The sequence below is a fragment of the Cupriavidus sp. H18C1 genome (genome assembly GCF_049311595.1).
Taxonomy (GTDB): Bacteria; Pseudomonadota; Gammaproteobacteria; order Burkholderiales; family Burkholderiaceae; genus Cupriavidus; species Cupriavidus cauae.
This window is the reverse complement of the sequence record NZ_CP186008.1, coordinates 3,270,998-3,294,840: the sequence shown is the minus strand read 5'-3', so window position 1 is coordinate 3,294,840 and position 23,843 is coordinate 3,270,998. Positions and strand designations below refer to the sequence as shown.

The 23,843-nt window shown below is 66.5% G+C and carries 17 protein-coding genes and 2 pseudogenes; 3 read left to right on the top strand and 16 right to left on the bottom strand.

What is annotated here, in order from left to right; all coding sequences use genetic code 11:
- Positions 1–62 precede the first annotated feature (62 nt).
- Positions 63–900 (top strand): annotated as a pseudogene (locus tag OJJOAM_RS15145) (GNAT family N-acetyltransferase).
- 167 nt (positions 901–1,067) lie between these two features.
- On the opposite strand, the gene ppx reads toward OJJOAM_RS15145, so the two are convergent.
- Entirely contained in the window at positions 1,068–2,600 is a 1,533-nt protein-coding gene (ppx, locus tag OJJOAM_RS15140; RefSeq protein ID WP_422648427.1) for an exopolyphosphatase, read from the bottom strand.
- Positions 2,601–2,769: 169 nt separating this feature from the next.
- Here ppx and ppk1 point away from each other — a divergent pair, with 169 nt between their 5' ends.
- Entirely contained in the window at positions 2,770–4,848 is a 2,079-nt protein-coding gene (ppk1, locus tag OJJOAM_RS15135; RefSeq protein WP_422648426.1) for a polyphosphate kinase 1, read from the top strand.
- An 83-nt stretch (positions 4,849–4,931) separates the two neighbouring features.
- Here ppk1 and phoR read toward each other — a convergent pair whose 3' ends face one another.
- From phoR to OJJOAM_RS15080, 11 genes and pseudogenes are all read right to left on the bottom strand, one after another.
- Entirely contained in the window at positions 4,932–6,251 is a 1,320-nt protein-coding gene (phoR, locus tag OJJOAM_RS15130) for a phosphate regulon sensor histidine kinase PhoR (protein WP_422648425.1), read from the bottom strand.
- 202 nt (positions 6,252–6,453) lie between these two features.
- Positions 6,454–7,161, bottom strand: a complete 708-nt coding sequence (gene phoB / locus OJJOAM_RS15125; RefSeq protein WP_149319839.1) for a phosphate regulon transcriptional regulator PhoB — start codon at positions 7,159–7,161, stop codon at positions 6,454–6,456.
- Between the two features lie 182 nt (positions 7,162–7,343).
- Positions 7,344–8,048 (bottom strand): phosphate signaling complex protein PhoU, encoded by a 705-nt coding sequence (gene phoU / locus OJJOAM_RS15120; RefSeq protein WP_006576606.1) that lies wholly within the window; start codon positions 8,046–8,048, stop codon positions 7,344–7,346.
- A 74-nt stretch (positions 8,049–8,122) separates the two neighbouring features.
- Positions 8,123–8,911 carry a phosphate ABC transporter ATP-binding protein PstB gene (pstB, locus tag OJJOAM_RS15115; RefSeq protein ID WP_006576607.1) on the bottom strand — a complete coding sequence of 263 codons (789 nt, stop codon included), beginning with the start codon at positions 8,909–8,911 and terminating at the stop codon, positions 8,123–8,125.
- A gap of 89 nt (positions 8,912–9,000) precedes the next feature.
- Positions 9,001–9,912, bottom strand: coding sequence for a phosphate ABC transporter permease PstA (gene pstA / locus OJJOAM_RS15110; RefSeq protein WP_149319838.1), 912 nt, complete (start codon positions 9,910–9,912; stop codon positions 9,001–9,003).
- Positions 9,909–10,874, bottom strand: coding sequence for a phosphate ABC transporter permease PstC (gene pstC, locus OJJOAM_RS15105; RefSeq protein WP_422648424.1), 966 nt, complete (start codon positions 10,872–10,874; stop codon positions 9,909–9,911). Before pstC ends, pstA begins: the two co-directional genes overlap by 4 nt.
- A 95-nt stretch (positions 10,875–10,969) precedes the next feature.
- Positions 10,970–12,001 (bottom strand): phosphate ABC transporter substrate-binding protein PstS, encoded by a 1,032-nt coding sequence (gene pstS / locus OJJOAM_RS15100; protein WP_422648423.1) that lies wholly within the window; start codon positions 11,999–12,001, stop codon positions 10,970–10,972.
- Between the two features lie 426 nt (positions 12,002–12,427).
- Complete coding sequence (gene glmM, locus OJJOAM_RS15095; protein ID WP_422648422.1) at positions 12,428–13,771, bottom strand: phosphoglucosamine mutase; 1,344 nt, start codon at positions 13,769–13,771, stop codon at positions 12,428–12,430.
- Positions 13,772–13,839: 68 nt separating this feature from the next.
- A complete protein-coding gene (gene folP / locus OJJOAM_RS15090; RefSeq protein WP_422648421.1) occupies positions 13,840–14,706 on the bottom strand; it encodes a dihydropteroate synthase in 867 nt (288 codons plus the stop codon).
- 193 nt (positions 14,707–14,899) lie between these two features.
- Positions 14,900–16,785 (bottom strand): annotated as a pseudogene (ftsH, locus tag OJJOAM_RS15085) (ATP-dependent zinc metalloprotease FtsH).
- Positions 16,786–17,033: 248 nt separating this feature from the next.
- Positions 17,034–17,699, bottom strand: coding sequence for an RlmE family RNA methyltransferase (locus tag OJJOAM_RS15080; protein ID WP_149319833.1), 666 nt, complete (start codon positions 17,697–17,699; stop codon positions 17,034–17,036).
- A 148-nt stretch (positions 17,700–17,847) separates the two neighbouring features.
- Between OJJOAM_RS15080 and OJJOAM_RS15075 the strand changes: the two genes are divergently transcribed.
- Entirely contained in the window at positions 17,848–18,348 is a 501-nt protein-coding gene (locus OJJOAM_RS15075) for a YhbY family RNA-binding protein (protein WP_422648420.1), read from the top strand.
- Positions 18,349–18,415: 67 nt separating this feature from the next.
- Here OJJOAM_RS15075 and OJJOAM_RS15070 read toward each other — a convergent pair whose 3' ends face one another.
- The 4 genes from OJJOAM_RS15070 to leuE form a co-directional block, all read right to left on the bottom strand.
- Positions 18,416–18,889, bottom strand: a complete 474-nt coding sequence (locus tag OJJOAM_RS15070) for a DUF4149 domain-containing protein (protein WP_422649610.1) — start codon at positions 18,887–18,889, stop codon at positions 18,416–18,418.
- Between the two features lie 67 nt (positions 18,890–18,956).
- Positions 18,957–19,433, bottom strand: a complete 477-nt coding sequence (gene greA / locus OJJOAM_RS15065; RefSeq protein WP_149319831.1) for a transcription elongation factor GreA — start codon at positions 19,431–19,433, stop codon at positions 18,957–18,959.
- Between the two features lie 314 nt (positions 19,434–19,747).
- Positions 19,748–22,996, bottom strand: a complete 3,249-nt coding sequence (gene carB / locus OJJOAM_RS15060) for a carbamoyl-phosphate synthase large subunit (RefSeq protein WP_422648419.1) — start codon at positions 22,994–22,996, stop codon at positions 19,748–19,750.
- Between the two features lie 68 nt (positions 22,997–23,064).
- On the bottom strand, positions 23,065–23,781 hold the full coding sequence (gene leuE / locus OJJOAM_RS15055; RefSeq protein ID WP_422648418.1) for a leucine efflux protein LeuE: 717 nt from the start codon (positions 23,779–23,781) through the stop codon (positions 23,065–23,067).
- Between the last annotated feature and the right edge of the window lie 62 nt (positions 23,782–23,843).

Here is a 23,843-nt window from a genome sequence, read left to right as displayed (position 1 = left end):
GGCTCTGTCACCGGCCCCCTCTACATTGTTTCGCAGCCATGTTGTCATCGAAAGGACATCTGATGCGAGACCTCCCGACGCCTACCCAGCCGCTCTTCGATTCCTTGCCCAATGGCCTGGCGGGCCATCCGGGCCGGAGGCGTCTTCATCGCCAATCCGTTGCGCAGCAAGATGCAGCGCCTGCTCTCAGCGTGGCGTGGGCGCGCCACCAGGACGAAGTAGTCGAGGCGCAGCGCCTGCGCTACAAGGTATTTGCCGAGGAGATGGGCGCGCGCCTGTCGACCTCGTCGCCCGAGCTCGACATCGACATGTTCGATGCCTACTGCGACCACCTGATCGTGCGCGACCTCGCCACGCTGAAGGTCGTGGGCACCTACCGCGTGCTGCCGCCGCACCAGGCCAAGCGCATCGGCTGCCTGTACGCCGAATCGGAATTCGACCTGGTCCGGCTGGCCCACCTGAAGCCGAAGATGGTCGAACTGGGCCGCTCGTGCGTGCACCGCGACTACCGCACCGGCAGCGTGATCATGGCGCTGTGGGGCGGGCTGGGCGAGTACCTGCAGCGCTGGGGCATCGAGTCGATGCTCGGCTGCGCGAGCGTGCCGATCAACGACGGCGGCCATATCGCCGCGAGCCTGAGCCGCGTGTTCGCGCGCGACTATCTGGCGCCGATCGAATACCACGCGTTTCCCCGGCTGCCGCTGCCGGTGCACGAGCTGAACCAGGATCTGGAAGTCGAGCCGCCGGCGCTGATCAAGGGCTATCTGCGCCTGGGCGCACGCATCTGCGGCATGCCGGCCTGGGATCCGGACTTCAACGTGGCGGACTTCCTGACGCTGCTGCGCGTGGGGGGATATGAATCCGCGTTACGCGCGGCACTTCCTCGGGCTGCAGCGCTAAGAGGTTGAGGGCTTGAGGCAGCGCGCCAGCCGCGCGCTGTCTCCTCTCGCCGCCTCCCCGCAAGCGGGGGGCAAACAGGGCACTGTCCGGAGCCCTCTCCCGCAAGCGGAAGACGTAGAACGCCGGCGCAATCTCTACGCGTCTGCCGGTGGCGGTTTTTCCGCCCTTCAGACGTACACCACCTTGTAGCGGATCCCGATCCGCTCCCATTCGTCGGCTTCCTTGCCGAGGCTGTATTCGACCAGCGGATTGGCCTCGACCCACGCCTTCGGCAGCCGCACCTCGAAGCCCTCTTCCAACGCGTCGGCGCGCTGGCTGACCCTGATCTCGGGCAGTTCGACGTCGGCCCGCCGCCGGCACAGCACGAAGGCCAGCCGCAGGCTGAACAGCATGCGCCAGTCGAGAAAGCGGCCGCGCCCCGACAGCTTGCCGAGCTTGCCGGCATGGCCGAGCAGCAGCGTGGCGAGCCGCGCCTGGTCGGTCTTGGAAAAGCCCGGCATGTCCGCATGCGTGGCGATATAGGCCGAATGCTTGTGGTAGCTGCTGTGCGCGATCGACATGCCGATCTCATGCAGGCTGGCGGCCCAGCCCAGCAGCGCCAGATTGTCCTCGCGCCGTTCGTTGGCCGGATCGGGAAACTGCGCCAGCAGCCGTTGCGCGGCCTGGCGCACGCGCGCGGCCTGGGCACGGTCGACGCCGTAGCGGCGCATGAACTGATCGACCGTGACGGTGCGCATGTCCTCGTGATGGCTGCGGCCGAGCAGGTCGTACAGCACGCCGAGCCGCAGCGCGCCGTCGGTCACGTCCATGCGGTCGATATCGAGTTCGGCAAACACGCCCAGCATGATCGACAGCCCGCCGGGCAGCACCGGGATGCGGTCGGGCTTCAACCCGACCAGCCGCACCCGATTGGTGTTCTCCGCCTTGATCAGCGCGCGCTTGAGCCGCTCCAGCCCTTCGCGCGTGATGCCATGCTCCTGCGCGTTGTCGTTCATGCCGTTCAGCTCGATCAGCTCGGCCAGCGCGCGCGCCGTGCCCGACGACCCCACCGCCTGCTGCCAGCCCGCGCTGCGGTACTGGCGCACCAGCACCTGGATTTCGCGGCGCGCGGCCAGCTCGGCCTGCTTCATCGCGTATTCGTCGACATTGCCGCTGGGAAAGAACTGCCGGCTGTGCGAGACGCAGCCGATATAGAGCGACTCCATCAGCTTGGCCGAGTACCCATGGCCGATGATGAATTCGGTCGAGCCCCCGCCGATATCGACCACCAGCCGATTGCCGGCGCAGGCAGGCGCATCGTGCGACGCGCCCAGATAGATCAGCCGGGCCTCCTCGCGGCCGGCGATCACCTCGATCGGAAAGCCCAGCGCGTTCTCCGCCTCGATCAGGAACTCGGACGCGTTCTTGGCCACGCGCAGCGTATTGGTGGCGACGGCGCGCACCTGGTCCGGCGAGAATTCGCGCAGGCGGTCGCCGAAGCGCCGCAGCGCCTCCACCCCGCGGCGCCGCGCCGGCTGGTCCAGGTACTTGTCGGCGGTCAGGCCCGCGGCCAGGCGCACCGGCTCGCGCAGCGCATCGACCTGGAAGATCTGGCTGACCGGACCGGTCGCGGTCTGGGTCTCGTCCACCCGGCCGATCATCAGCCGGAAGCTGTTGGAGCCCATATCGACGGCGGCGAGCAGGCGTGGAGTATTGTTCATCGTCATAGCAGTCTGGAAACACGGACCGGCGGCATTCCGTTCATCGCCGGCCGCGCGAGGCAGGAAGAATATGTCCTGGCCGTGTCGGTGTCATGACAAAATCACGTTGTCATCAAGTTGACACGATTCTATGGAAAAGTCGCCGCATCGCCCAAAGAAGGTCATGCCCATGTCGACGACCCCGCCCGGTACGCTGCTCAATCGCGAACTCGGCATCCTGGAATTCAACTCCCGTGTGTTGGCCCAGGCAGCGGACCCGGCGGTGCCGCTGCTCGAGCGCCTCAAGTTCATCTGCATCGTGTCGAGCAATCTCGACGAGTTCTTCGAGATCCGGATGGCCGGGCTCAAGGAGCAGATGCGCGACAACCCGTCCGGCCTGACCCCGGACGGCCTGTCGTTCCAGCAGACCTACCAGTCGATCACCGAGCGGACACAGCGCCTCGTTGCAGCGCAGTATGCCATGCTGCAGGACGTGATCTTCCCCCTGCTGGAGCGCGAGGGCGTGTTCTTCCATATGACCACGGTGTGGAACGACGCGCAGCGCGACTGGGCGCGCGACTTCTTCGTGCGCGAGATCGGCCCGGTGCTGACGCCGATCGCGCTCGATCCGGCCCATCCCTTCCCGCGTGTTTCCAACAAGAGCCTGAACTTCGTCGTCGAGCTGTCCGGCAAGGACGCGTTCGGCCGCGAGGCCGACCTGGCGATCGTGCAGGCCCCGCGCGCGCTGCCGCGCGTGGTGCGGATGCCGCAGTCGCTGTCGGGCTATCCGTACGGCTTCGTGCTGCTGTCCTCGTTCATGCAGGGCTTCGTGCACGAGCTGTTCCCGGCGATCGAGGTCGACGGCTGCTATCAGTTCCGCGTCACGCGCAATTCGGACCTGTTCGTCTCCGAAGACGAGATCACCGATCTGCGCGAGGCACTGCAGGGCGAACTGCCGACGCGCCACTACGGCGACGCGGTGCGGCTGGAGGTCGCGGCCGAAACGCCGCCGGCGCTGACGCGGCGGCTGCTGACCGAGTTCGCGCTCGGCGAGCAGGACCTGTATCGCGTCAGCGGCCCGGTCAATCTGGTGCGGCTGATGTCGATCCCCGATATGGTCGACCGCCCCGCCCTCAAATATCCGCCGCATGTACCGGCCGCGGTGAAGGCGTTCAGCGGCGGCACGCCGATGTTCGACGTGATCCGCCAGCGCGACGTGCTGCTGCACCATCCGTACGAGAGCTTCAGCTCGGTGCTGGACCTGCTGCAGCTGGCGGCCAACGATCCTGACGTGGTGGCGATCAAGCAGACCGTCTACCGCACCGGCAACGATTCGCTGGTGATGGAAGCGCTGATGACCGCGGTGCGCAACGGCAAGGACGTGACCGTGGTGCTGGAGCTGCTGGCGCGCTTCGACGAGGAAACCAATATCAACTGGGCCGAGCGCCTGGAGTCGGCCGGCGCGCACGTGATCTACGGCGTGGTCGGCCACAAGTGCCACGCCAAGATGCTGCTGATCGTGCGGCGCGAGCCCGCCGGCCCGAAGAGCAAGCAGACCAAGCTGCGCCGCTACGTGCATCTGGGCACCGGCAACTATCATCCGCGCACCGCGAGGCTGTACACCGACTTCGGTCTGCTGACCGCCAACGAGGAGGTGTGCGAGGACGTGCATCACGTGTTCCAGCTGCTGACCGGCACCGCCGGCTCGATCAAGCTCAAGCATCTGTGGCAGTCGCCGTTCACGATGCAGAGCAATCTGGTCGAGCATATCCGGGCCGAGGCGCGCAACGCGCGGGCCGGCAAGCCGGCGCGCATCATCGCCAAGATGAATGCGCTGCTGGAGCCGTCGGTGATCGAGGAGCTGTACAAGGCCTCGCGCGCCGGCGTGCAGATCGACCTGATCGTGCGCGGCGTCTGCGCGCTGCGGCCGGGCGTGCCGGGGCTGTCCGAGAACATCACGGTGCGATCCATCGTTGGCCGCTTTCTCGAGCACCATCGCGTCAACTACTTCCTGGCCGGCGGCACCGAGCTGCTGTATCTGTCGAGCGCCGACTGGATGGACCGCAACCTGTTCCGCCGCGTCGAGGTCGCCTTCCCGATCCTCGACAAGACGTTGAAGACGCGCGTGATCCAGGAAGGGCTGCTGGTCCATCTGCGCGACAACGGCTCGGCCTGGGTCATGCAGCCCGACGGCAGCTATGTCCAGCAGACGGGCAAGGGGAAGGAACGGCGGGTCAGCCAGATGGAGTTGCTGGGGATGTTCGCCTGAGTGCGGCACCGCCTTTCCTGCAGAAGGGAAGGCGTGAAGAAGAAAGGCGGTACCTCGTGCGCGAATCGCCCGGCGATCCGCCTCTACGCCGCGTGCCGCGCGCCCGGCTGATGGATGCTGCGGTCGACCGGAAACACCACGCGGAACACGCTGCCCTTCCCCACCTCGCTGCTGATGCGCAGCTCGGCATGGTGGCGCGACAGCACGTGCTTGACGATCGCCAGGCCCAGGCCGGTGCCGCCGGTATCGCGCGAGCGGCTGCGGTCGACGCGATAGAAGCGCTCGGTCAGCCGCGGAATGTGTTCGGCGGCGATGCCCAGGCCCGTATCGCTGACCGAGAACACCGCATGGCCGTCGCGATAGCACAGGCCGATGCCGATGCGGCCGCCGTCGGGCGTGTAGCGCACCGCGTTCGACACCAGATTGCCCAGCGCCGACAGCAGCTCCGTTTCATTGCCGCGGATGCCGACCGCCCCGTCGATGTCGGCGGTGATCTCGTGCCGGCCCTGCGACAGCCCCTGCGCGTCGTGCACCAGGTGGTGGACCAGCGCGCCGATGTCGACGGGATCCTGGCTGGGCGGCTGCATATCGCTCTCGAGCTTGGCCAGCGCCAGCAGGTCCTCGACGATATGCTGCATGCGCATGGCCTGCGTCATCATCATGTCGACATAGCGCCGGCGATCCTCGTCCGAGACCGGCAGGTCGCGCACGGTCTCGAGAAAGCCCGTCAGCACCGTCAGCGGCGTCTTCAGTTCATGCGAGACGTTGGCGACGAAATCGCGCCGCATCGACTCGGTGTTCTCGAGCTTGGTGATGTCCTGCGTCAGCACCAGCTTGCGATTGTCGCCATAGGGCAGCACCTGCACCGCCAGCACGCTCTGCTTGTGTTCGCCCATGTCGCGCATCTGCAAGGGTTCGTCGAAACGTTGCAACATCAGGTACTGCACGAACTCCGGCCGCCGGATCAGGTGCGTGATGCGCTGGCGCGCGTCGCGCCGTGCGCTGAGGCCGAAATGCAGCTCGGCCACGGCGTTGCACCACTCGATCTGGTCGGCGTCGTCCAGCATCAGCACGCCGTTGGGCGAGGCCTGGATGGCCTGGATGAAGCGGGTGTGCTGCTGCTCGACCTGCAGCACCTGCATGCGCCAGCGTTTGACCAGCCGGTGCAGCCGGTAATAGACCTCGCCCCACAGCCCGACCGCGCTCGGAATCTCGCCGTAGGCCGGTGCGTCTAGCACCTTCCACAGCCGGTTGATCTGATACAGGTAGAACAGCAGCAGCGCCAGCAACGCGCCGGTGGTCAGCGCCAGCGCGGCGGTCACGCCGACGAAGACGGCCAGCAGCGCGGCGGCGATGGCCAGCAGGATCAGGACGGCCGCGGATCGGGCCCAGATGACATTCATGAGATCGTGCGATGGCAGCCTGGCGGGGAACCGCGTCGGTGAAGATCAGGTCCGGCCGCGGCAGGCGGGATGGGCCGCAGTGTGCCACGAAAAATGCAACGGCGAGGCAACGGCGACGCTACAGCGAGGCAACCGCGCGGCGACAGCGGCGCCGCCTCGCCCCGGCCGCCAACCGCACGGCAAACGAGGCGAGGCCGGCCGCTCACTGCCCCGGCGAGCGGGCCAGGCGGTAGCCGCTTCCGCGTACCGTCTCGATCATCGCGCTGTAGCCACCGGGGGCGAGCGCCGCGCGCAGGCGCTTGATGTGCACGTCAACGGTGCGCTCCTCGACGAAGACGTGGTCGCCCCAGACCTGGTCGAGCAGCTGCGAGCGGCTGTGCACGCGCTCCGGGTGGGTCATCAGGAAATGCAGCAGGCGGAATTCGGTCGGGCCAAGCTCGAGCTTGATCGGGCCGGATTCGTCTTCGCCGGTGACGCGATGCGTGGCGGGATCCAGCCGCAGGCCGTTGATCGCCACCACGTCGTCGGTCAGCTGCGGCGCGCGCCGGCGCAGCACCGCCTTGATGCGCGCCAGCAGTTCCTTCGGCGAGAACGGCTTGGTCACGTAGTCGTCGGCGCCGGCCTCCAGCCCCATGACCTTGTCCTGCTCCTCGCTGCGCGCGGTCAGCATGATGATCGGGATCTGCTTGGTGCGTTCGTTGTTGCGCAGCTCCTTGGCGAACACCGCGCCCGACTTGCCCGGCAGCATCCAGTCGAGCAGGACCAGGTCGGGCAATACATCGCTCATCAGCGACAGCGCCTGCTCGGCGTTGTAGGCACGGATCGGATAGTGCCCGGCGTGCTGCAGGTTGACGGCGATCAGTTCGGCGATGGCCGGTTCGTCTTCGACGACCAGAATACTGCTAGGCATGAATGAGTTCTCCGCTCTCTGGCAGGTTCAGGTATTGGCAGATGGAACAGCGAAATAGCGATATACAGCGAACGAAGCACAGTGGGCGATGTACGGCAAGCGCTTGGCAACGGCCAGGTGCAGACCGGGCAGCCGAACAACGGGCAGGCATTGCGGCGTCGTTCGACGGTCAAGCCGCCGGATCAGCTCAGGGCTTCCTTCTCCATGTCCTCGCGCGAGGTATGGCGAACGTCGGTGCCCTTGACGATATAGATGATGAACTCGGCGATGTTCTTGGCATGGTCGCCGATGCGCTCGACGGCCTTGGCGATGAACAGGAAGTCCAGCGCGACCGAGATCGTGCGCGGGTCTTCCATCATGTAGGTGATCAGCTTGCGCACGAAGGCACGGAATTCGTCGTCGATCGCCTTGTCTTCCTTGACGATGCGCGCGGCCGCGACCGTGTCGAGGCGGGCGAAGGCATCGAGCGACTTGCGCAGCAGCGCGATCGCCAGATCGCCGGCCAGCTTGACCTCGGCGTAGTTGATGCCCTGCGCGCCGGTTTCTTCCATGATGTGCTTGGTGCGCTTGGCGATCTTCTCGGCCTCGTCGCCGGCGCGCTCCAGGTTGGTGATGGTTTTCGAGATGGCCATCACCAGGCGCAGGTCGCGCGCGGTCGGCTGGCGGCGCGCGATGATATTGCCGCAGTCGGCGTCGATCTCGATTTCCAGCGCGTTGATCTGGTTCTCGCGCTCGATGACCTGCTCGGCCAGCGTGGCGTCGAAGTCGGCCAGCGCCTTCATCGCGGTATCGATCTGCGCCTCGACCAGGCCGCCCATCTGCAGCAGCTTGGTATTGATCGCGTTGAGGTCGGCGTCGAATTGGGTCGACAGGTGCTTGTCGGTCATCATGTTCTCCTGGCCGCGGATGCTGGCGCGTCGCGCGGCACGGCGGGCGTTGCTTGGACGGGCTGCCTTGGTGCTCAGCCGAAACGGCCGGTAATGTAGTCCTCGGTTTCCTTGCGGTGCGGCTTGATGAAGATCTTCTCCGTCTCGCCGAACTCGATCAGCTCGCCCAGGTACATATAGGCGGTGAAGTCCGAGCAACGCGCGGCCTGCTGCATATTATGGGTCACGATCACCACCGTGTACTCGTCCTTGAGCTCGGCGATCAGTTCCTCGATGCGGCCGGTGGAGATCGGGTCCAGCGCCGAGCACGGCTCGTCGAGCAGCAGCACCTCGGGGCGGATCGCGATGCCGCGCGCGATGCACAGCCGCTGCTGCTGGCCGCCGGACAGGCTGTAGCCCGACTGGTGCAGCTTGTCCTTGGCCTCGTTCCACAGCGCGGCCTTCGACAGCGCCCACTCGACGCGGTCGTCCATCTCCGAGCGCGACAGCTTCTCGAACAGCCGCACGCCGAAGGCGATATTGTCGTAGATCGACATCGGGAACGGCGTCGGCTTTTGGAACACCATGCCGACCTTGGCGCGCAGCAGCGCGATGTCCTTGCGGCTGGTCAGCAGGTTCTCGCCGTCCATGTTGATCTCGCCCTCGGCGCGCTGCTCCGGATAGAGCGCGTACATCTTGTTCAGCGTGCGCAGCAGGGTCGATTTGCCACAGCCCGACGGGCCGATGAAGGCCGTGACCTTGCGGTCCGGGATCGACATGTTGATGTTCTTCAGCGCGTGGAACTGTCCGTAGTAGAAGTTCAGGTTGCGCACGTCGATCTTGGCGCGGACGCTGTCGGGGATGTCGATGACGGTCGAAGTCATGCTGGGTCTCGCAGGTAGATTCGTGGTTTCGCGTGCTGCTTGCGGTTTGCTTTGCTGTCCGAGCGCTGGGCTGATGGAGCTGGTCGTGCTCACTGGCTCTTCTTGAACAGCACGCGCGCCAGGATGTTCAGCGCCAGGACGCCGATCGTGATCAGGAACACGCCGGCCCAGGCCAGCTGCTGCCATTCGGTGAACGGGCTCATCGCGAAGCGGAAGATCGTCACCGGCAGGTTGGCCATCGGCTTGTTCAGGTCCGTGCTCCAGAACTGGTTCGACAGCGCGGTGAACAGCAGCGGCGCTGTTTCGCCGGCGATCCGGGCCACCGCCAGCAGCACGCCGGTGATGATGCCCGCGTACGAGGCCTTGACCGTGATCGACAGCACCATCTTCCATTTCGGCGTGCCGAGCGCGAAGGCGGCCTCGCGCAGTGCGTTGGGCACCAGGTTCAGCATGTTCTCGGTGGTGCGCACGACGATCGGGATCTGCAGCAGCGCCAGCGAGCAGATGCCGGCCCAGGCCGAGAAATGCCCCATCCGGGCCACCACCAGCGCGTAGACGAACAGGCCGATCACGATCGACGGCGCCGACAGCAGGATGTCGTTGATGAAGCGAATGAAGCTGGCCAGCGCCGACTTCTGGCCGTACTCGGCCAGATAGATGCCGGCCAGGATGCCCAGCGGCGTGCCCAGCACGGTGGCCAGGCCGACCATCACGAAGCTGCCGAAGATGGCGTTGGCCAAGCCGCCGCCGGCGGTGTTCGGGGCCGGCGTCATCTGCGTGAACAGATCGATCGACAGGCCGCCGATGCCCAGCGAGATCGTGGTCCACAGGATCCACGCGAGCCAGAACAGGCCGAAGGTCATCGCCGCCAGCGAGGCCGCCAGCGCGTAGACATTCATGCGCTTGCGCCGCGCCTGCAGGCGCTCGCGCACCTCGTTGGCATCGGCGTGGACAGCCGGAATCGACGACGTCGACATGGTCGCTTGGCTGGTCGAATTCATTTCTTGCCCTCATTGCGCGACAGGCGCAGCAGCAGCAGTTTGGACAGCGCCAGCACCACGAAGGTGATGAAGAACAGGATCAGGCCGAGCTCCATCAGCGCGGCGGTATGCAGGCCGGGACCGGCCTCGGCGAACTCGTTCGCCAGCGCGGACGTGATGCTGTTGCCCGGCGAGAACAGCGAGGCGTTGTCCAGCAGGTTGGTGTTGCCGATCACGAAGGTGACCGCCATGGTCTCGCCCAGCGCGCGGCCCAGGCCCAGCATCACGCCGCCGATCACGCCGGCGCGGGTATAGGGCAGCACGACGTTCCACATCACCTCCCAGGTGGTGCAGCCCACGCCGTAGGCGGATTCCTTGAGCAGCACCGGGGTGACCTCGAACACGTCGCGCATCACCGAGGCGATGTACGGAATGATCATGATGGCCAGGATCACGCCCGCGCACAGCAGGCCGATGCCCAGCGGCGCGCCCTGGAACAGCGGGCCGATCAGCGGCAGCTGGCCGACCGTGGCGGCCAGCGGCTTCTGGAAGTATTCGCCGAACAGCGGCGCGAACACCAGCAGGCCCCACATGCCGTAGACGATCGACGGCACCGCGGCCAGCAGCTCGATCGCCGTGCCCAGCGGGCGGCGCAGCCACGGCGGCGACAGTTCGGTCAGGAACAGCGCGATGCCGAAGCTGACCGGCACCGCGATGATCAGCGCGATCAGCGAGGTCACCACCGTGCCGTAGATCGGCACCAGCGCGCCGTAGACGTCGGCGGGGGGATCCCACTGCGCGGTCCACAGGAATTTGAGGCCGAAGGCCTGGATCGAGGGCCAGGCACTGATGGCGAGCGAGACGATGATGCCGCCCAGCAGCATCAGCGTGACGATGGCGGCGCCGCGGGTCAGGCCACCGAACAGGATGTCACCGGTGCGGCCGGGTGCGCGTACGGCGGGAAGATCGGACGTGGTCGCCATGGTAGGGAGTGTTCCGGGTTGCGCCCCTCCCTCGCATGCGGGAGAGGGGCTTGGGGAGAGGGCCGACTACGCCCTCCCGTCACATCGACAGACGATCAGTACAGGCCCTTGCCCGACGCGTCCTTGATGCTGTTCTTCCAGGTCGCGCGGATCTGGTTGACGACCGACTCCGGCATCGGCACGTAGTCCAGTTCGCTCGCCATGTTGGCGCCGCTCTTGTACGCCCAGTCGAAGAACTTCAGCACTTCCGCGCCCTGCGCCGGCTTTTCCTGGTTCTTGTGCACCAGGATGAAGGTCGCGCCGGCGATCGGCCAGGCTTCCTTGCCCTGCTGGTTGGTCAGGATCTGGTAGTACGACTTGCTCCAGTCGGCGCCGGCCGCAGCAGCCTTGAACGCGTCGTCGCTCGGCGAGACCACCGCACCCGCGGCGTTCTTCATCTTCACGTGCGTCATCTTGTTCTGCTTCGCGTAGGCGTACTCGACGTAGCCGATCGCGCCATTCAGGCGCTGCACGAAGGCGGCCACGCCCTCGTTGCCCTTGCCGCCCGTGCCGCCACCCGGCCAGTTGACCGTGGTGCCCTCACCCACCGAGCTCTTCCAGTCGGGGCTGACCTTCGACAGGTAGTTGGTGAAGATGAAGGTGGTGCCCGAACCGTCGGCGCGGCGCACCGGCAGGATGTCCTGGCTCGGCAGCTTGGCGTCCGGGTTCAGCGCCTTGATCGCGGGATCGTCCCACTTCTTGATCTTGCCCAGGTAGATGTTGGCGAGCACTTCGCCGGTGATGGTCAGGTCGCCCGGCTTGATGCCTTGCAGGTTGATCACCGGAACCACGCCGCCGATCACCGTCGGGAACTGCACCAGGCCTTGCTTGGCCAGTTCCTCGTCCTTCAGCGGGGCGTCGGAAGCACCGAAATCGACCGTCTTGGCGTTGATCTGCTTGATGCCGCCGGACGAGCCGATCGATTGATAGTTGACCTTGTTACCCGTAGCTTTTTGGTATGCGTCGGCCCACTTGGAATAGACGGGCGCCGGGAAGGAAGCGCCTGCACCGGTAATTTCTGCCGCGAATGCGGAGCCTGCTACCACCATCGAAACGATGCCCGCAACGGCAGTCTTGACCAGCTTCATATGTCCTCCAGAGAACATGGTTGGGAATGTCAGTTTTTTGACATCCCGAACTGTATGCGGGCTCTATGACAGTTCCATGACATCGCGAAAATTTCTCTGAAGAGACATTTAAGCGGACATTTGGGCACGTATTCGGACGGGCATCGGAGGTAGCGATCGGCCCTCGGCGGGCGGCGGGCGGCGGGCCGGGGGCCGGGGGCCGGGGGCTGGGGGGACTGGGGACTGGGGACTGGGGGCTGGGGGGCTGGGGGCTGGGGGGCTGGGGGGCTGGGGGGCTGGGGGGCTGGGGGGCTGGGGGCTGGGGGCTGGGGGCTGAGGGGGGCTGGGGGGGCCGGGGGCTGCCGGCGGCCTCGGCCGGCTGCGGGACAACGAAAAACGCCCGGCCGGGGCCGGGCGTTCCAGGGTAGGCTGCTGCCTTGCGCGGTGTCAGGTCGCCAGCGCGTCGGCCAGCTTGCGGGCCGCCTGCTCGGCAGTCTCGGCCTGCTCGGCCTCGACCATCACCCGCACCACCGGCTCCGTGCCGGAAGCGCGGATCAGCACCCGGCCCTTGCCGGCCAACGCCGGCTCGATCTCGGCGCGCGCGGCCTGCAGGCCGGCATGGCTCTGCCAGTCGAAGCCCTTTTGCACGCGCACATTGATCAGCGTCTGCGGGAACAGCGACACGCCGTCGAGCAGCTGCGCCAGCGTCTTGCCGCTGCGGCGCAGCGCCGCCAGCACCTGCAGGCCCGACACGATGCCGTCGCCCGTCGAGTGACGATCCAGGCACAACAGATGGCCGGAGCCCTCCCCGCCCAGCGTCCAGCCGCGCTTGCCCAGCTCTTCCAGTACGTAGCGGTCGCCGACCTTGGCCCGCACGAACTCGACGCCTTGGCGTTGCAGGGCCAGTTCGACCGCCATATTGGTCATCAGCGTGCCGACCACGCCGGGGACGCTTTGCCCGCAGGCGATGCGGTCCTGCACGATCGCGTACAGCAGCTCGTCGCCGTTGTAGAGCCGGCCGTCGGCGTCGACCACCTGCAGCCGGTCGGCGTCGCCGTCGAAGGCCAGGCCGAGGTCCGCGCCGTTGGCCTTGACCGCCTCGACCAGCTTGGCCGGCGCGGTGGCGCCGTAGCCGTCGTTGATGTTGCGGCCATTGGGCTGGTTGCCGATCGACACGACTTCGGCGCCCAGCTCGTGGAACACATGCGGCGCGATGTGGTACGCGGCGCCATGCGCGCAGTCGACCACCAGCTTCAGGCCGTGCAGGTCGCGGTCGTACGGGAAGGTGCTCTTGCAGAATTCGATGTAGCGCCCTGCCGCATCGTCGATCCGGCGGGCACGGCCCAGCTGGTCGGACGGCACGCAATGCATCGGCGCCTCGAGCTCCGCCTCGATCGCCAGTTCGACGTCGTCGGGCAGCTTGTCGCCGGTGGCCGAGAAGAACTTGATGCCGTTGTCGTGATACGGATTGTGGCTGGCCGAGATCACCACGCCGGCCGCCAGGCGCAGCGCGCGGGTCAGATAGGCGATGCCCGGCGTCGGCAGCGGACCGGTCAGCAGCACATGGACGCCGGCCGCGGTAAAGCCCGCCTCCAGCGCGGCTTCCAGCATATAGCCGGAGATCCGCGTGTCCTTGCCGATCAGCACCGTGGGCTTGCCCTGCACGCTTGGCTGGCCCAGCGCCAGCACGCGCCCGGCCGCATAGCCTAGCCGCATCACGAAGTCCGGCGTGATCGGCGCCTCGCCGACCCTGCCGCGCACGCCATCAGTGCCGAAATATTTACGTGTCATCCGATCGTTCTCCCTGTTCTGATTCGGGTTCCAGGTGTTTGCTGATGTGAGGGGTGGCGGTGCCGGCGTCAGCCCGCGGCATCCAGGCGCTGCTGGCGCACGGCCCACCATGTCTTGATCGCATCGACCGACGCCTGCACATCGTGCACGCGCACGATATAGGCGCCGCGTTCGGCCGCGCACACAGCGGCGGCGATGCTGGCCGCGACGCGCTCCTGCGGCGGCCGTCCGCCAAGGATCGCGCCGAGCGTCGATTTGCGCGACAGCCCTGCCAGCAGCGGCAGGCCATCGACGGCCAGCTGCGGCAGCTCGCCGAGCAGGCGCAGATTATGATCCGCGGTCTTGCCGAAGCCAAAGCCCGGGTCGAGCACGATGCGGCTGTCGTCGATGCCGGCCGCGCGCAGCGCATCGACCCGCTCGCGCAGAAAATCGCGGACCTCGCCGACCACGTCGTCGTAGTGCGGGGCCTCCTGCATCGTCTGCGGGTCGCGCTGCATGTGCATCACGCACAGGCCCGCATTGCCCGCCTCGGCTGCCGCGACCGCCTCGAGCGCGCCCGGCATGCGCAGGCCCCAGATGTCGTTGATCAGGTCGGCGCCGGCCGCCAGCGCGGCGCGCATGGTCTCGGGCTTGTAGGTATCGATCGACAGCGGCTTGCCGCAGTCGCGCAGCGCCTCGACGACGGGCAGCACCCGCGCCAGTTCCTGCTCCAGCGGCAGCGACGCCGAGCCGGGCCGGCTCGATTCGCCCCCGATATCGATGATGTCCACGCCCTGGGCGATCATCTGCTCGGCATGCCGCAGCGCCGCGTCGCGGCTCGCATGCTGGCCGCCGTCGGAGAACGAGTCGGGCGTCACGTTGAGAATGCCCATGACCAGCGGGCGGCGGTCGCGTGCAAAGCGATAGCGCCCGCACTGGAAATACGAGGTCGACAAGTTGCGGTCCTGAATAAGCGGGGAAGTCAGACGAGGTGGTAGCGGGAAGTCGGGACAAAAGCCGGGACGAAAGCCGGGACGAAAGCCGGGACGAAAAAAGCCGGTGCCCTGGGGCACCGGCTTTGCGAGGCTCAGCGCGTGACGCGCAGCGCTGCCATCATCCTTTGACTGGACAGTCTCGGACGGTCTCGGATCAGGCCGCGGCCGGCGCGTTCGACGGCGTTACCGGCGAACCGCCCGACGGCGGCGTGCCGCCACCGCTGGCACCCGGCATGCCGCGCGGCGGACGCGGTGGCTTGCCAGCCATGATGTCGTTGACCTGGTCGGCATCGATGGTTTCCCATTCCATCAGCGCGGCGGTCATGGCCTCGACCTTGTCGCGATTCTCTTCGAGCAGGCGCTTGGCCAGCGCATACTGCTCGTCGAGGATGCGGCGGATCTCGCCGTCGACCTTCTGCTGCGTGACTTCCGACACCGACTTGGACGACATCTTGCCGAACAGGCCTTCCTGCTCCGTGTCGACATAGACCATCGTGCCCAGCGTGTCGCTCATGCCGAAGCGGGTCACCATGTCGCGCGCGATCTTGGTGGCGCGCTCGAAGTCGTTGGACGCCCCGGTGCTCATCGCGTTGAGGAACACCTCTTCCGCGGCGCGACCGCCGAACAGAATGGCGATCTCGTCGAGCATGTTGTCCTTGTACTTCGAGTACTTGTCATGCTCCGGCAGCTGCCAGGTCACGCCCAGTGCCCAGCCGCGCGGCATGATCGTGACCTTGTGCACCGGGTCGGCCTTGGGCAGCAGCTTGGCCACCACCGCATGGCCCGACTCGTGGTAGGCGGTCGCCTTGCGTTCCTCTTCGCGCATCACCGTCGACTTGCGCTCCGGACCCATGTAGATCTTGTCCTTCGCGTCCTCGAAGTCCTGCATGTCGACCACACGCTTGTTGCGGCGGGCGGCGAACAGCGCGGCCTCGTTGACCAGGTTGGCCAGGTCGGCACCGGAGAAGCCCGGCGTGCCGCGCGCGATCACCGACGCGTCGACATCGTTGCCGATCGGCACCTTGCGCATATGGACCTTCAGGATCTGCTCGCGGCCGCGGATGTCCGGCAGGCCGACGAAGACCTGGCGGTCGAAGCGGCCCGGACGCAGCAGGGCCTTGTCCAGCACGTCGGCACGGTTGGTCGCGGCAATCACGATCACGCCCGAATTCGCCTCGAAGCCGTCCATCTCGACCAGCATCTGGTTCAGCGTCTGCTCGCGCTCGTCGTTGCCGCCGCCCATGCCGGCGCCGCGATGGCGGCCGACCGCGTCGATTTCATCGATGAACACGATGCAGGGAGCCTGCTTCTTGGCGTTCTCGAACATGTCGCGCACGCGGGCCGCGCCCACGCCGACGAACATTTCGACGAAGTCCGAGCCCGAGATGCTGAAGAACGGGACCTTGGCCTCGCCGGCGATGGCACGCGCCAGCAACGTCTTGCCGGTGCCCGGAGGGCCGACCAGCAGCACGCCGCGCGGAATGCGCCCGCCCAGCTTCTGGAACTTCTGCGGGTCCTTCAGGAAGTCGACCAGCTCGACCACTTCTTCCCTTGGCCTCGTCGCAGCCGGCGACGTCCTGGAAGGTGACCGCGTTCTGGTTCTCGTCGATCAGGCGCGCACGCGACTTGCCGAACGAGAAGGCGCCGCCTTTCCCGCCACCCTGCATCTGCCGCATCATGTAGAACCAGAACACGATGATCAGCAGGGTCGGTCCGAGGTAGTACAGGGCCTGGACCAGCACATTCGGCTCGTCATCGGCCTTGCCAGTCACCTGGACACCGTATTTCATCAGGTCGCCGACCATCCAGATGTCGCCAGGCGAGATGATGGTGTATTTCTGCCCTTCCTTGGGCGTCACCACGAGGTTTCGGCCCTGTACGTCGACGCGGCTCACCTTGCCGTTCTTGGCGTCATCCATGAACTGCGAATAGGTGACGCTTTCCTGCGCACGGGGCTTGTCGAACTGCTTGAAGACGGTAAAACAACACCAGCGCGATCACGAGCCAGATTGCCGCCTTTTGAAACAGGTTGTTATTCAAGGCCGAACTCCTTTGCGAATGCCTTGCCAACGATAGCTGCATTGCATTGTAATGCAGCGCCGCCCCGGGGGCGAAAAGCATCCCTATCGGACCGATAGCGATAGCGCTAGCGGCCGATAGCCCGTAGGCCAATGCGGGACGACAATCAGACCGGCAACGGCTCAAATGGTGCCCGGCTTCGGCCCATGGGCAGTGCCCGGGCCCCGTGCCGGGCGGTCCGGCGGCTTTCGCCACGCAGCCGGGCAACTTCAGCCCGGCGACTTCAGGTGCCGCCCCAGAATGAAGGTTTCGGAGGACTTGTCCCGCGAGGCCTTCGGCTTGCGCTTGGCGACCACCTTGAACTGGCGCTTGAACTTTTCGACGATCTGGCTGTAGCCGCTGCCGTGGAAGCACTTTACCAGCAACGCGCCATCGGGTTTCAGATGGGCCTGGGCGAATTCGAGCGCCAGGTCGCACAGATATTCGATGCGCGCCGCATCGGCCGAGGCTACACCGGACAAATTGGGGGCCATATCGGACAAAACAAGGTCGATCTTGTTGCCGCCGGAGGCCTCCAGCACGATCTGCTCGAGCTGGCGGAACACCGCCTCCTCGCGAAAGTCGCCCTGGATGAAGGTCACGTCGGCGACCGGCTCCATCGGCAGCAGGTCGATCGCGACCACCGCCCCGTCGATATGCCCTTCCCGCGCCCGGGGCGAGGCCGCCAGCTTGTTGCGCACATACTGGCTCCAGCTGCCCGGCGCCGCGCCCAGGTCGACGATGACCTGCCCCGGCTGAATCAGCTTGTCCTGCTCGTCGATCTCCTTGAGCTTGTAGGCCGCGCGCGCGCGATAGCCCTCGCGCTGCGCCAGCTTGACGTAGGGATCGTTGATATGGTCGTGCAGCCACGACTGCCTGAACTTGTTCTTGGCCATTTCTCGTGATTTCGCCGCCAGACCGTGACGGTTTGACGGATAATACGCGCCGTTGCGACGCCCTTGCGACGTAAGAGGCCTTACCGGCCGAATTTCCAGCCGACTTCGCAGCCGCCTTTACCGGCGTCGCCCCTATTCCTGCCTGACTATGCCTGCCCTTCAATTGAATCCCGCCCAGCGCTCCGAACTCCGCTCCCGTGCCCACGGCCTGAACCCGGTCGTGATGATCGGCGCCGAGGGGCTGACCCGTGCCGTCCTGGCCGAGATCGACCGCAGCCTCGCGGCCCACGAACTGATCAAGATCCGCGTGTTCGGCGACGAGCGCGACACCCGCATCGCCATCTACGAAGCGATTTGCGATGAACTTGGCGCCGCCCCGATCCAGCACATCGGCAAGCTGCTGGTGGTCTGGCGTCCCGGCCCGGCGCGGCTGAAGGAAAACCAGCCGCAAGACCTTGGCCGCATGACCACGGCTCGCCGCGGCGCGGCACCGCGCACCGTCACGGTGCGCAAGCCCGCCGCCAAGCCGGGCGGCCGCCCGACCCGCAACGAGGTCCGTGTGCTCGGCAACGAGCGCGTGACCGCCGGCGGCAACGTCAAGCGCGCCCGCAGCCGCCAGGCCAGCCAGAAGAAGAAGTCGCTGGGCTGATCCGTGCCGTGCTCCCCCTCTCCCGCAAGCGGAGAGGGGCAAAAAACCGCCCAGCGGGGAAGCCCCTTCAGTCCTCCGCCACGGTGCGCCGGCCGGCGAGACGCCAGACCAGCACCAGCGCCATCACGCTTTGCAGCAGATAGAAGGCGCTCGAGATGCCGTGCAGCATGCCGAAGCGCGCGCGGAACGGCGACTCGGACACGCCGAGCCCCATCGCCTGCGCCTTGTGCCGCAGGCTCTCCATGAAGGGCTGCAGCCCGAAATAACCGATCAGCACGCAGCACAGCATGCCCAGCACCAGCCAGCGCAGCGCCCGGTAGCGCGTGGCGCCACGCCGGATCATCACGTTGCACAGCACCAGTTGGAGCACGCCGATCACCACGCCGAGCACGGCCTCGGTGCGGAACAGCTGTCCGGCCAGCATGCCGGCCATTTCGCGGCTCGGCAGCACCGCAAACAGCGTGGGGGCGACCAGGTAGCCGATCGTCCAGAGGCTGCCGGCCCAGATCACCGTCAGCAGCAGGAACAGCCGGTGGGGCAGCAGCGGCTGGCCGGCGGACGCCGGGCCCGGCAGCGGAGAGGACGGCGAGACCACGGCGCGCGCCGCCTCAGATGTAGCGGACGGTGATGACTTCGTACTCGCGCTCGCCCCCGGGGGCCAGCACGGTCGCCACATCGCCCTCGAACTTGCCGATCAGCGCCCGCGCGATCGGCGAGCTGACCGAGATCTTGCCGCTGTCGAGATCGGCTTCGTCCTCGCCCACGATCTGATAGCGGACCGACTTGCCCGATTCCAGGTCTTCCAGGTCGACGGTGGCGCCGAACACGATGCGGCCATCGGTATCGAGCTGGGTCGGATCGATGATCTGCGCGGCCGACAGCTTGGCCTCGACTTCCTGGATGCGGCCCTCGATAAAGGCCTGCTTTTCCTTGGCTGCGTCGTATTCCGCGTTTTCCGACAGATCGCCCTGCGCGCGCGCCTCGGCGATGGCATTGATCACCGCGGGACGTTCGACGGCCTTCAGGCGTTGCAGCTCCGCTTTCAGGAGTTCTGCGCCGCGCTTGGTAATCGGAATGGTGCTCATGTCTTCGTCAGGCAAAAAAATGAGCCGCAGCGCAGCGGGCGATGTGCGCAGCGGTCTTGCCGGCACACCTCCGCTCAACCGCGGCTTTTAGGTTCGTTGGTGACTACCAGGGAATATTCGGTAATGCGTTGCGATACCGTTGCAATACCGGATATTGCTTCGTATTGCTTCGTATCGCTTCTTTTTCGGCCGGCAGGCCGCCGAAATTCCCGTTAGTTTAGGACAAGACGTCCGCCGGCATCAACACCGGCGGACGCGGGGGTCCGGCGCATCGGGACCCGATGGCCGAACCCGGGCTCGGGCTCGGACCGGGATCAGGCCAGCGAGGCGTGCAGGCCCTGCAGGTCGTAGACCTCCAGGTTCTGCATCTGCTTCAGGCCCTCGACCGCGGCGCGGGCGCCGGCGATGGTCGTGTAGTACGGCACGCGGTTGGCCAGCGCCGAGATCCGGATCGAGCGTGAATCGGCGATCGCGGTGCGGGTCTCGTCGACCGTGGTAAACACCAGTGCCAGCTCGCCGTTCTTCAGCATGTCGACGATATGCGGACGGCCGTCCTTGACCTTGTTGACCACGCGCACCGGGATGCCGGCCGCCTCGATCGCCGACGCGGTGCCGCGGGTCGCCACCAGCGGATAGCCCATGTCGTGCAGCATGCGGGCGACGCTGACCGCGTGCGGCTTGTCGCTGTCCTTGACGGTCAGCAGCACGGTGCCGCGTTCCGGCAGGCGCGAACCGGCCGCCAGCTGGCTCTTGAACAGGGCCTCGCCGAAGGTCTTGCCCACGCCCATCACCTCGCCGGTCGAACGCATCTCGGGCCCGAGCACCGGATCGACGCCAGGGAACTTGTTGAACGGGAACACCGCTTCCTTGACGCTGTAGTACGGCGGCACCACCTCGTCGCCGATGCCCTGCTCGTCCAGCGACTGGCCGGCCATGCAGCGCGCGGCGATCTTGGCCAGCGACAGGCCGGTGGCCTTCGACACGTACGGCACCGTGCGCGAGGCGCGCGGGTTCACTTCGAGCACGTAGACGATGTCCTGGCCGTCCTTCTGCTGGATCGCGAACTGAACGTTCATCAGGCCGACCACGTTCAGCGCCTTGGCCATCGCGGCGGTCTGGCGCTTCAGTTCGTCGACGGTCGCCTGCGACAGCGAGTACGGCGGCAGCGAGCACGCCGAATCGCCCGAGTGGACGCCCGCCTGCTCGATATGCTCCATCACGCCGCCGATGAAGACGCGCTTGCCATCGCACAGCGCATCGACGTCGCACTCGATCGCATCGTTGAGGAAGCGGTCGAGCAGCACCGGCGAGTCGTTCGACACCTTGACCGCCTCGCGCATGTAGCGCTCGAGGTCGCGCGGCTCATGCACGATCTCCATCGCGCGGCCGCCCAGCACGTACGACGGGCGCACCACCAGCGGATAGCCGATCTCCTCGGCCAGCTTCAGCGCCTCGTCTTCCGCGCGCGCGGTGCGGTTCGGCGGCTGGCGCAGGCCGAGCTCCTGCAGCAGCTTCTGGAAGCGCTCGCGATCCTCGGCCGCATCGATCATGTCGGGGCTGGTGCCGATGATGGGCACGCCGTTGGCTTCCAGATCCAGCGCCAGCTTCAGCGGGGTCTGGCCGCCGTACTGCACGATCACGCCGACCGGCTTTTCCTTGTCGACGATCTCGAGCACGTCCTCGAGCGTCAGCGGCTCGAAGTACAGGCGGTCGGAGGTGTCGTAGTCGGTCGACACGGTCTCCGGATTGCAGTTGACCATGATGGTCTCGTAGCCATCTTCGCGCAGCGCGAGCGCCGCGTGCACGCAGCAGTAGTCGAACTCGATGCCCTGGCCGATCCGGTTCGGGCCGCCGCCCAGCACCATGATCTTGCGCTTGTCGGTCGGGTTGGCCTCGCACTCGCCATGCTCGGCCTCGTAGGTCGAGTACATGTAGGCGGTGTTGGTGGCGAATTCGGCCGCGCAGGTATCGACGCGCTTGTAGACCGGCCGCACGTTGCTGGCCAGGCGCGCCTGGCGCACGGCCTTGGCGTCGGTCTTCATCAGCTTGGCCAGGCGCCGGTCGGAGAAGCCCTTCTGCTTCAGGTAGCGCAGCTCGGCGGCCGACAGGCTGTCCAGCGTGCGGGCCTTGACCTGGGCCTCGGTCTTGACGATGTCCTCGATCTGGGCCAGGAACCACGGGTCGATATCGGTCTCGGCGTACACCTCCTCGAGCGACATGCCCAGGCGGAACGCATCGCCGACGTACCAGATCCGGTCCGGGCCCGCCTCGCCGATCTCCTCGACGATCTCGTCGCGGTCGGTCGACTTCTCGTCCAGCCCGTCGACGCCGACCTCGAGGCCGCGCAGCGCCTTCTGGAACGATTCCTGGAAGGTACGGCCCATCGCCATCACCTCGCCCACCGACTTCATCTGCGTGGTCAGGTGGCTGTCGGCCTGCGGGAACTTCTCGAAGGCAAAGCGCGGCACCTTGGTGACCACGTAGTCGATCGACGGCTCGAACGACGCCGGCGTCTGGCCGCCGGTGATCTCGTTCTTCAGCTCGTCCAGCGTGTAGCCGACGGCCAGCTTGGCGGCGACCTTGGCGATCGGGAAGCCGGTCGCCTTCGAGGCCAGCGCGGACGAACGCGACACGCGCGGGTTCATCTCGATCACGATCATCCGGCCATCCTTCGGATTGATCGAGAACTGCACGTTCGAGCCGCCGGTATCGACGCCGATCTCGCGCAGCACCGCCAGCGAGGCATTGCGCAGCAGCTGGTATTCCTTGTCGGTCAGGGTCTGGGCCGGCGCGACGGTGATCGAGTCGCCGGTGTGGATGCCCATCGGGTCCAGGTTCTCGATCGAGCAGACGATGATGCAGTTGTCCTTCTTGTCGCGGACCACTTCCATCTCATACTCTTTCCAGCCCAGCAGCGATTCCTCGATCAGCAGCTCGCGCGTCGGCGACAGGTCCAGGCCGCGCTTGCAGATCTCCTCGAATTCCTCGCGGTTGTAGGCGATGCCGCCGCCGGTGCCGCCCAGCGTGAACGAGGGGCGGATCACGATCGGATAGCCGCTGGTGTTGGTCTCGCGCGCGATCTGCGACTGCACGGCCAGCGCCTCTTCCATCGAATGGGCGATGCCGGACTTGGCCGAACCGAGACCGATCTTGGTCATCGCGTCCTTGAACTTCTGGCGGTCCTCGGCCTTGTCGATCGCCTCGGGCGACGCGCCGATCAGCTCGACCTTGTACTTGTCGAGCACGCCGTGGCGGTGCAGGTCCAGCGCGCAGTTCAGCGCGGTCTGGCCGCCCATGGTCGGCAGGATCGCATCGGGACGCTCCTTGGCGATGATGCGCTCGACCACTTCCCAGGTGATGGGCTCGATGTAGGTCACATCGGCGGTGTTCGGGTCGGTCATGATGGTCGCCGGGTTCGAATTGACCAGGATGACCTTGAAGCCTTCCTCGCGCAGCGCCTTGCACGCCTGCGCGCCGGAATAGTCGAACTCGCAGGCCTGGCCGATGATGATGGGGCCCGCGCCGATGATCAGGATGCTCTGGATGTCTGTGCGTTTTGGCATTGCACGCTCTCTTTGTCGGCCGGTCCGCGCTCGCTTGGGAGCAGGCGCACCGCGCCGGATATCAAAATTCAGTTCAGGGTGGCCGTCGCCAGCTTGGCGCCGAAGCCGATAAACATCGCGCCCACGCCGCTCGCCATGCCGGCCGACAGCCTGCGCCGGCGGCGGAAGGCCTCGGCCAGCTTCGCGCCGACGAAGATGATGGCGGTCAGGTAGGCGAAGCTGCAGGCCTGGCAGACCAGCCCCAGCGCGGCGAACGACAGCGCCGGATAGGCGAACTGCGGATCGACGAACTGGATGAAGAACGAGACGAAGAACAGGATCGCCTTGGGGTTCAGCAAGCTGATCAGCAGCGCCTTGCGGAACGGGTTGGTCGGGTCGGTGACCTGCGCCTGTACCTGCCCCTGGGCCTGTCGCGCGCCCTCGCCCTGCTCCGCCGCCGCGGCTTGCGCGCCCTTGCCGTGGCCGGTCCAGCTGCGCAGCGCGCCGCGCAGCATCTGGAAGCCGATCCACGCCAGATAGGCGGCGCCGATGTACTTGATCACGTAGAACAGCCCGGGGCTGGCCTTGAGCAGCGAGGCCACGCCGGCGGCCGACAGCACCATCAGGATGGCGTCGCCGAGGAACACGCCGCAGGCGCCGCGATAGCCGGCGCGCACGCCCCGCTGCGCGGCGACCGACAGCACGTACATCGAATTCGGCCCCGGCAGCAGCACGATGAAGATCGTGCCCAGCAGGTAGGTCCAGAAATCGGTAATGCCGAAGGTGGCGTGCATCAGGGCGTTCATGGTCGCGATCCTGTCGTCGTCTCGTCCGCTTCTTGTCAGCGTCTCGTCCGCGTCTCGTCCGG

What these genes read in the sequence shown, in the direction of transcription:
- ppx (WP_422648427.1), bottom strand. Translation starts at nt 2,600, where the DNA reads ATGAACAATACTCCACGCCTGCTCGCCGCCGTCGATATGGGCTCCAAC.
- ppk1 (WP_422648426.1), top strand. Translation starts at nt 2,770, where the DNA reads ATGTCGACGACCCCGCCCGGTACGCTGCTCAATCGCGAACTCGGCATC.
- phoR (WP_422648425.1), bottom strand. Translation starts at nt 6,251, where the DNA reads ATGAATGTCATCTGGGCCCGATCCGCGGCCGTCCTGATCCTGCTGGCC.
- phoB (WP_149319839.1), bottom strand. Translation starts at nt 7,161, where the DNA reads ATGCCTAGCAGTATTCTGGTCGTCGAAGACGAACCGGCCATCGCCGAA.
- phoU (WP_006576606.1), bottom strand. Translation starts at nt 8,048, where the DNA reads ATGACCGACAAGCACCTGTCGACCCAATTCGACGCCGACCTCAACGCG.
- pstB (WP_006576607.1), bottom strand. Translation starts at nt 8,911, where the DNA reads ATGACTTCGACCGTCATCGACATCCCCGACAGCGTCCGCGCCAAGATC.
- pstA (WP_149319838.1), bottom strand. Translation starts at nt 9,912, where the DNA reads ATGAATTCGACCAGCCAAGCGACCATGTCGACGTCGTCGATTCCGGCT.
- pstC (WP_422648424.1), bottom strand. Translation starts at nt 10,874, where the DNA reads ATGGCGACCACGTCCGATCTTCCCGCCGTACGCGCACCCGGCCGCACC.
- pstS (WP_422648423.1), bottom strand. Translation starts at nt 12,001, where the DNA reads ATGAAGCTGGTCAAGACTGCCGTTGCGGGCATCGTTTCGATGGTGGTA.
- glmM (WP_422648422.1), bottom strand. Translation starts at nt 13,771, where the DNA reads ATGACACGTAAATATTTCGGCACTGATGGCGTGCGCGGCAGGGTCGGC.
- OJJOAM_RS15080 (WP_149319833.1), bottom strand. Translation starts at nt 17,699, where the DNA reads ATGGCCAAGAACAAGTTCAGGCAGTCGTGGCTGCACGACCATATCAAC.
- OJJOAM_RS15075 (WP_422648420.1), top strand. Translation starts at nt 17,848, where the DNA reads ATGCCTGCCCTTCAATTGAATCCCGCCCAGCGCTCCGAACTCCGCTCC.
- greA (WP_149319831.1), bottom strand. Translation starts at nt 19,433, where the DNA reads ATGAGCACCATTCCGATTACCAAGCGCGGCGCAGAACTCCTGAAAGCG.
- carB (WP_422648419.1), bottom strand. Translation starts at nt 22,996, where the DNA reads ATGCCAAAACGCACAGACATCCAGAGCATCCTGATCATCGGCGCGGGC.
- leuE (WP_422648418.1), bottom strand. Translation starts at nt 23,781, where the DNA reads ATGAACGCCCTGATGCACGCCACCTTCGGCATTACCGATTTCTGGACC.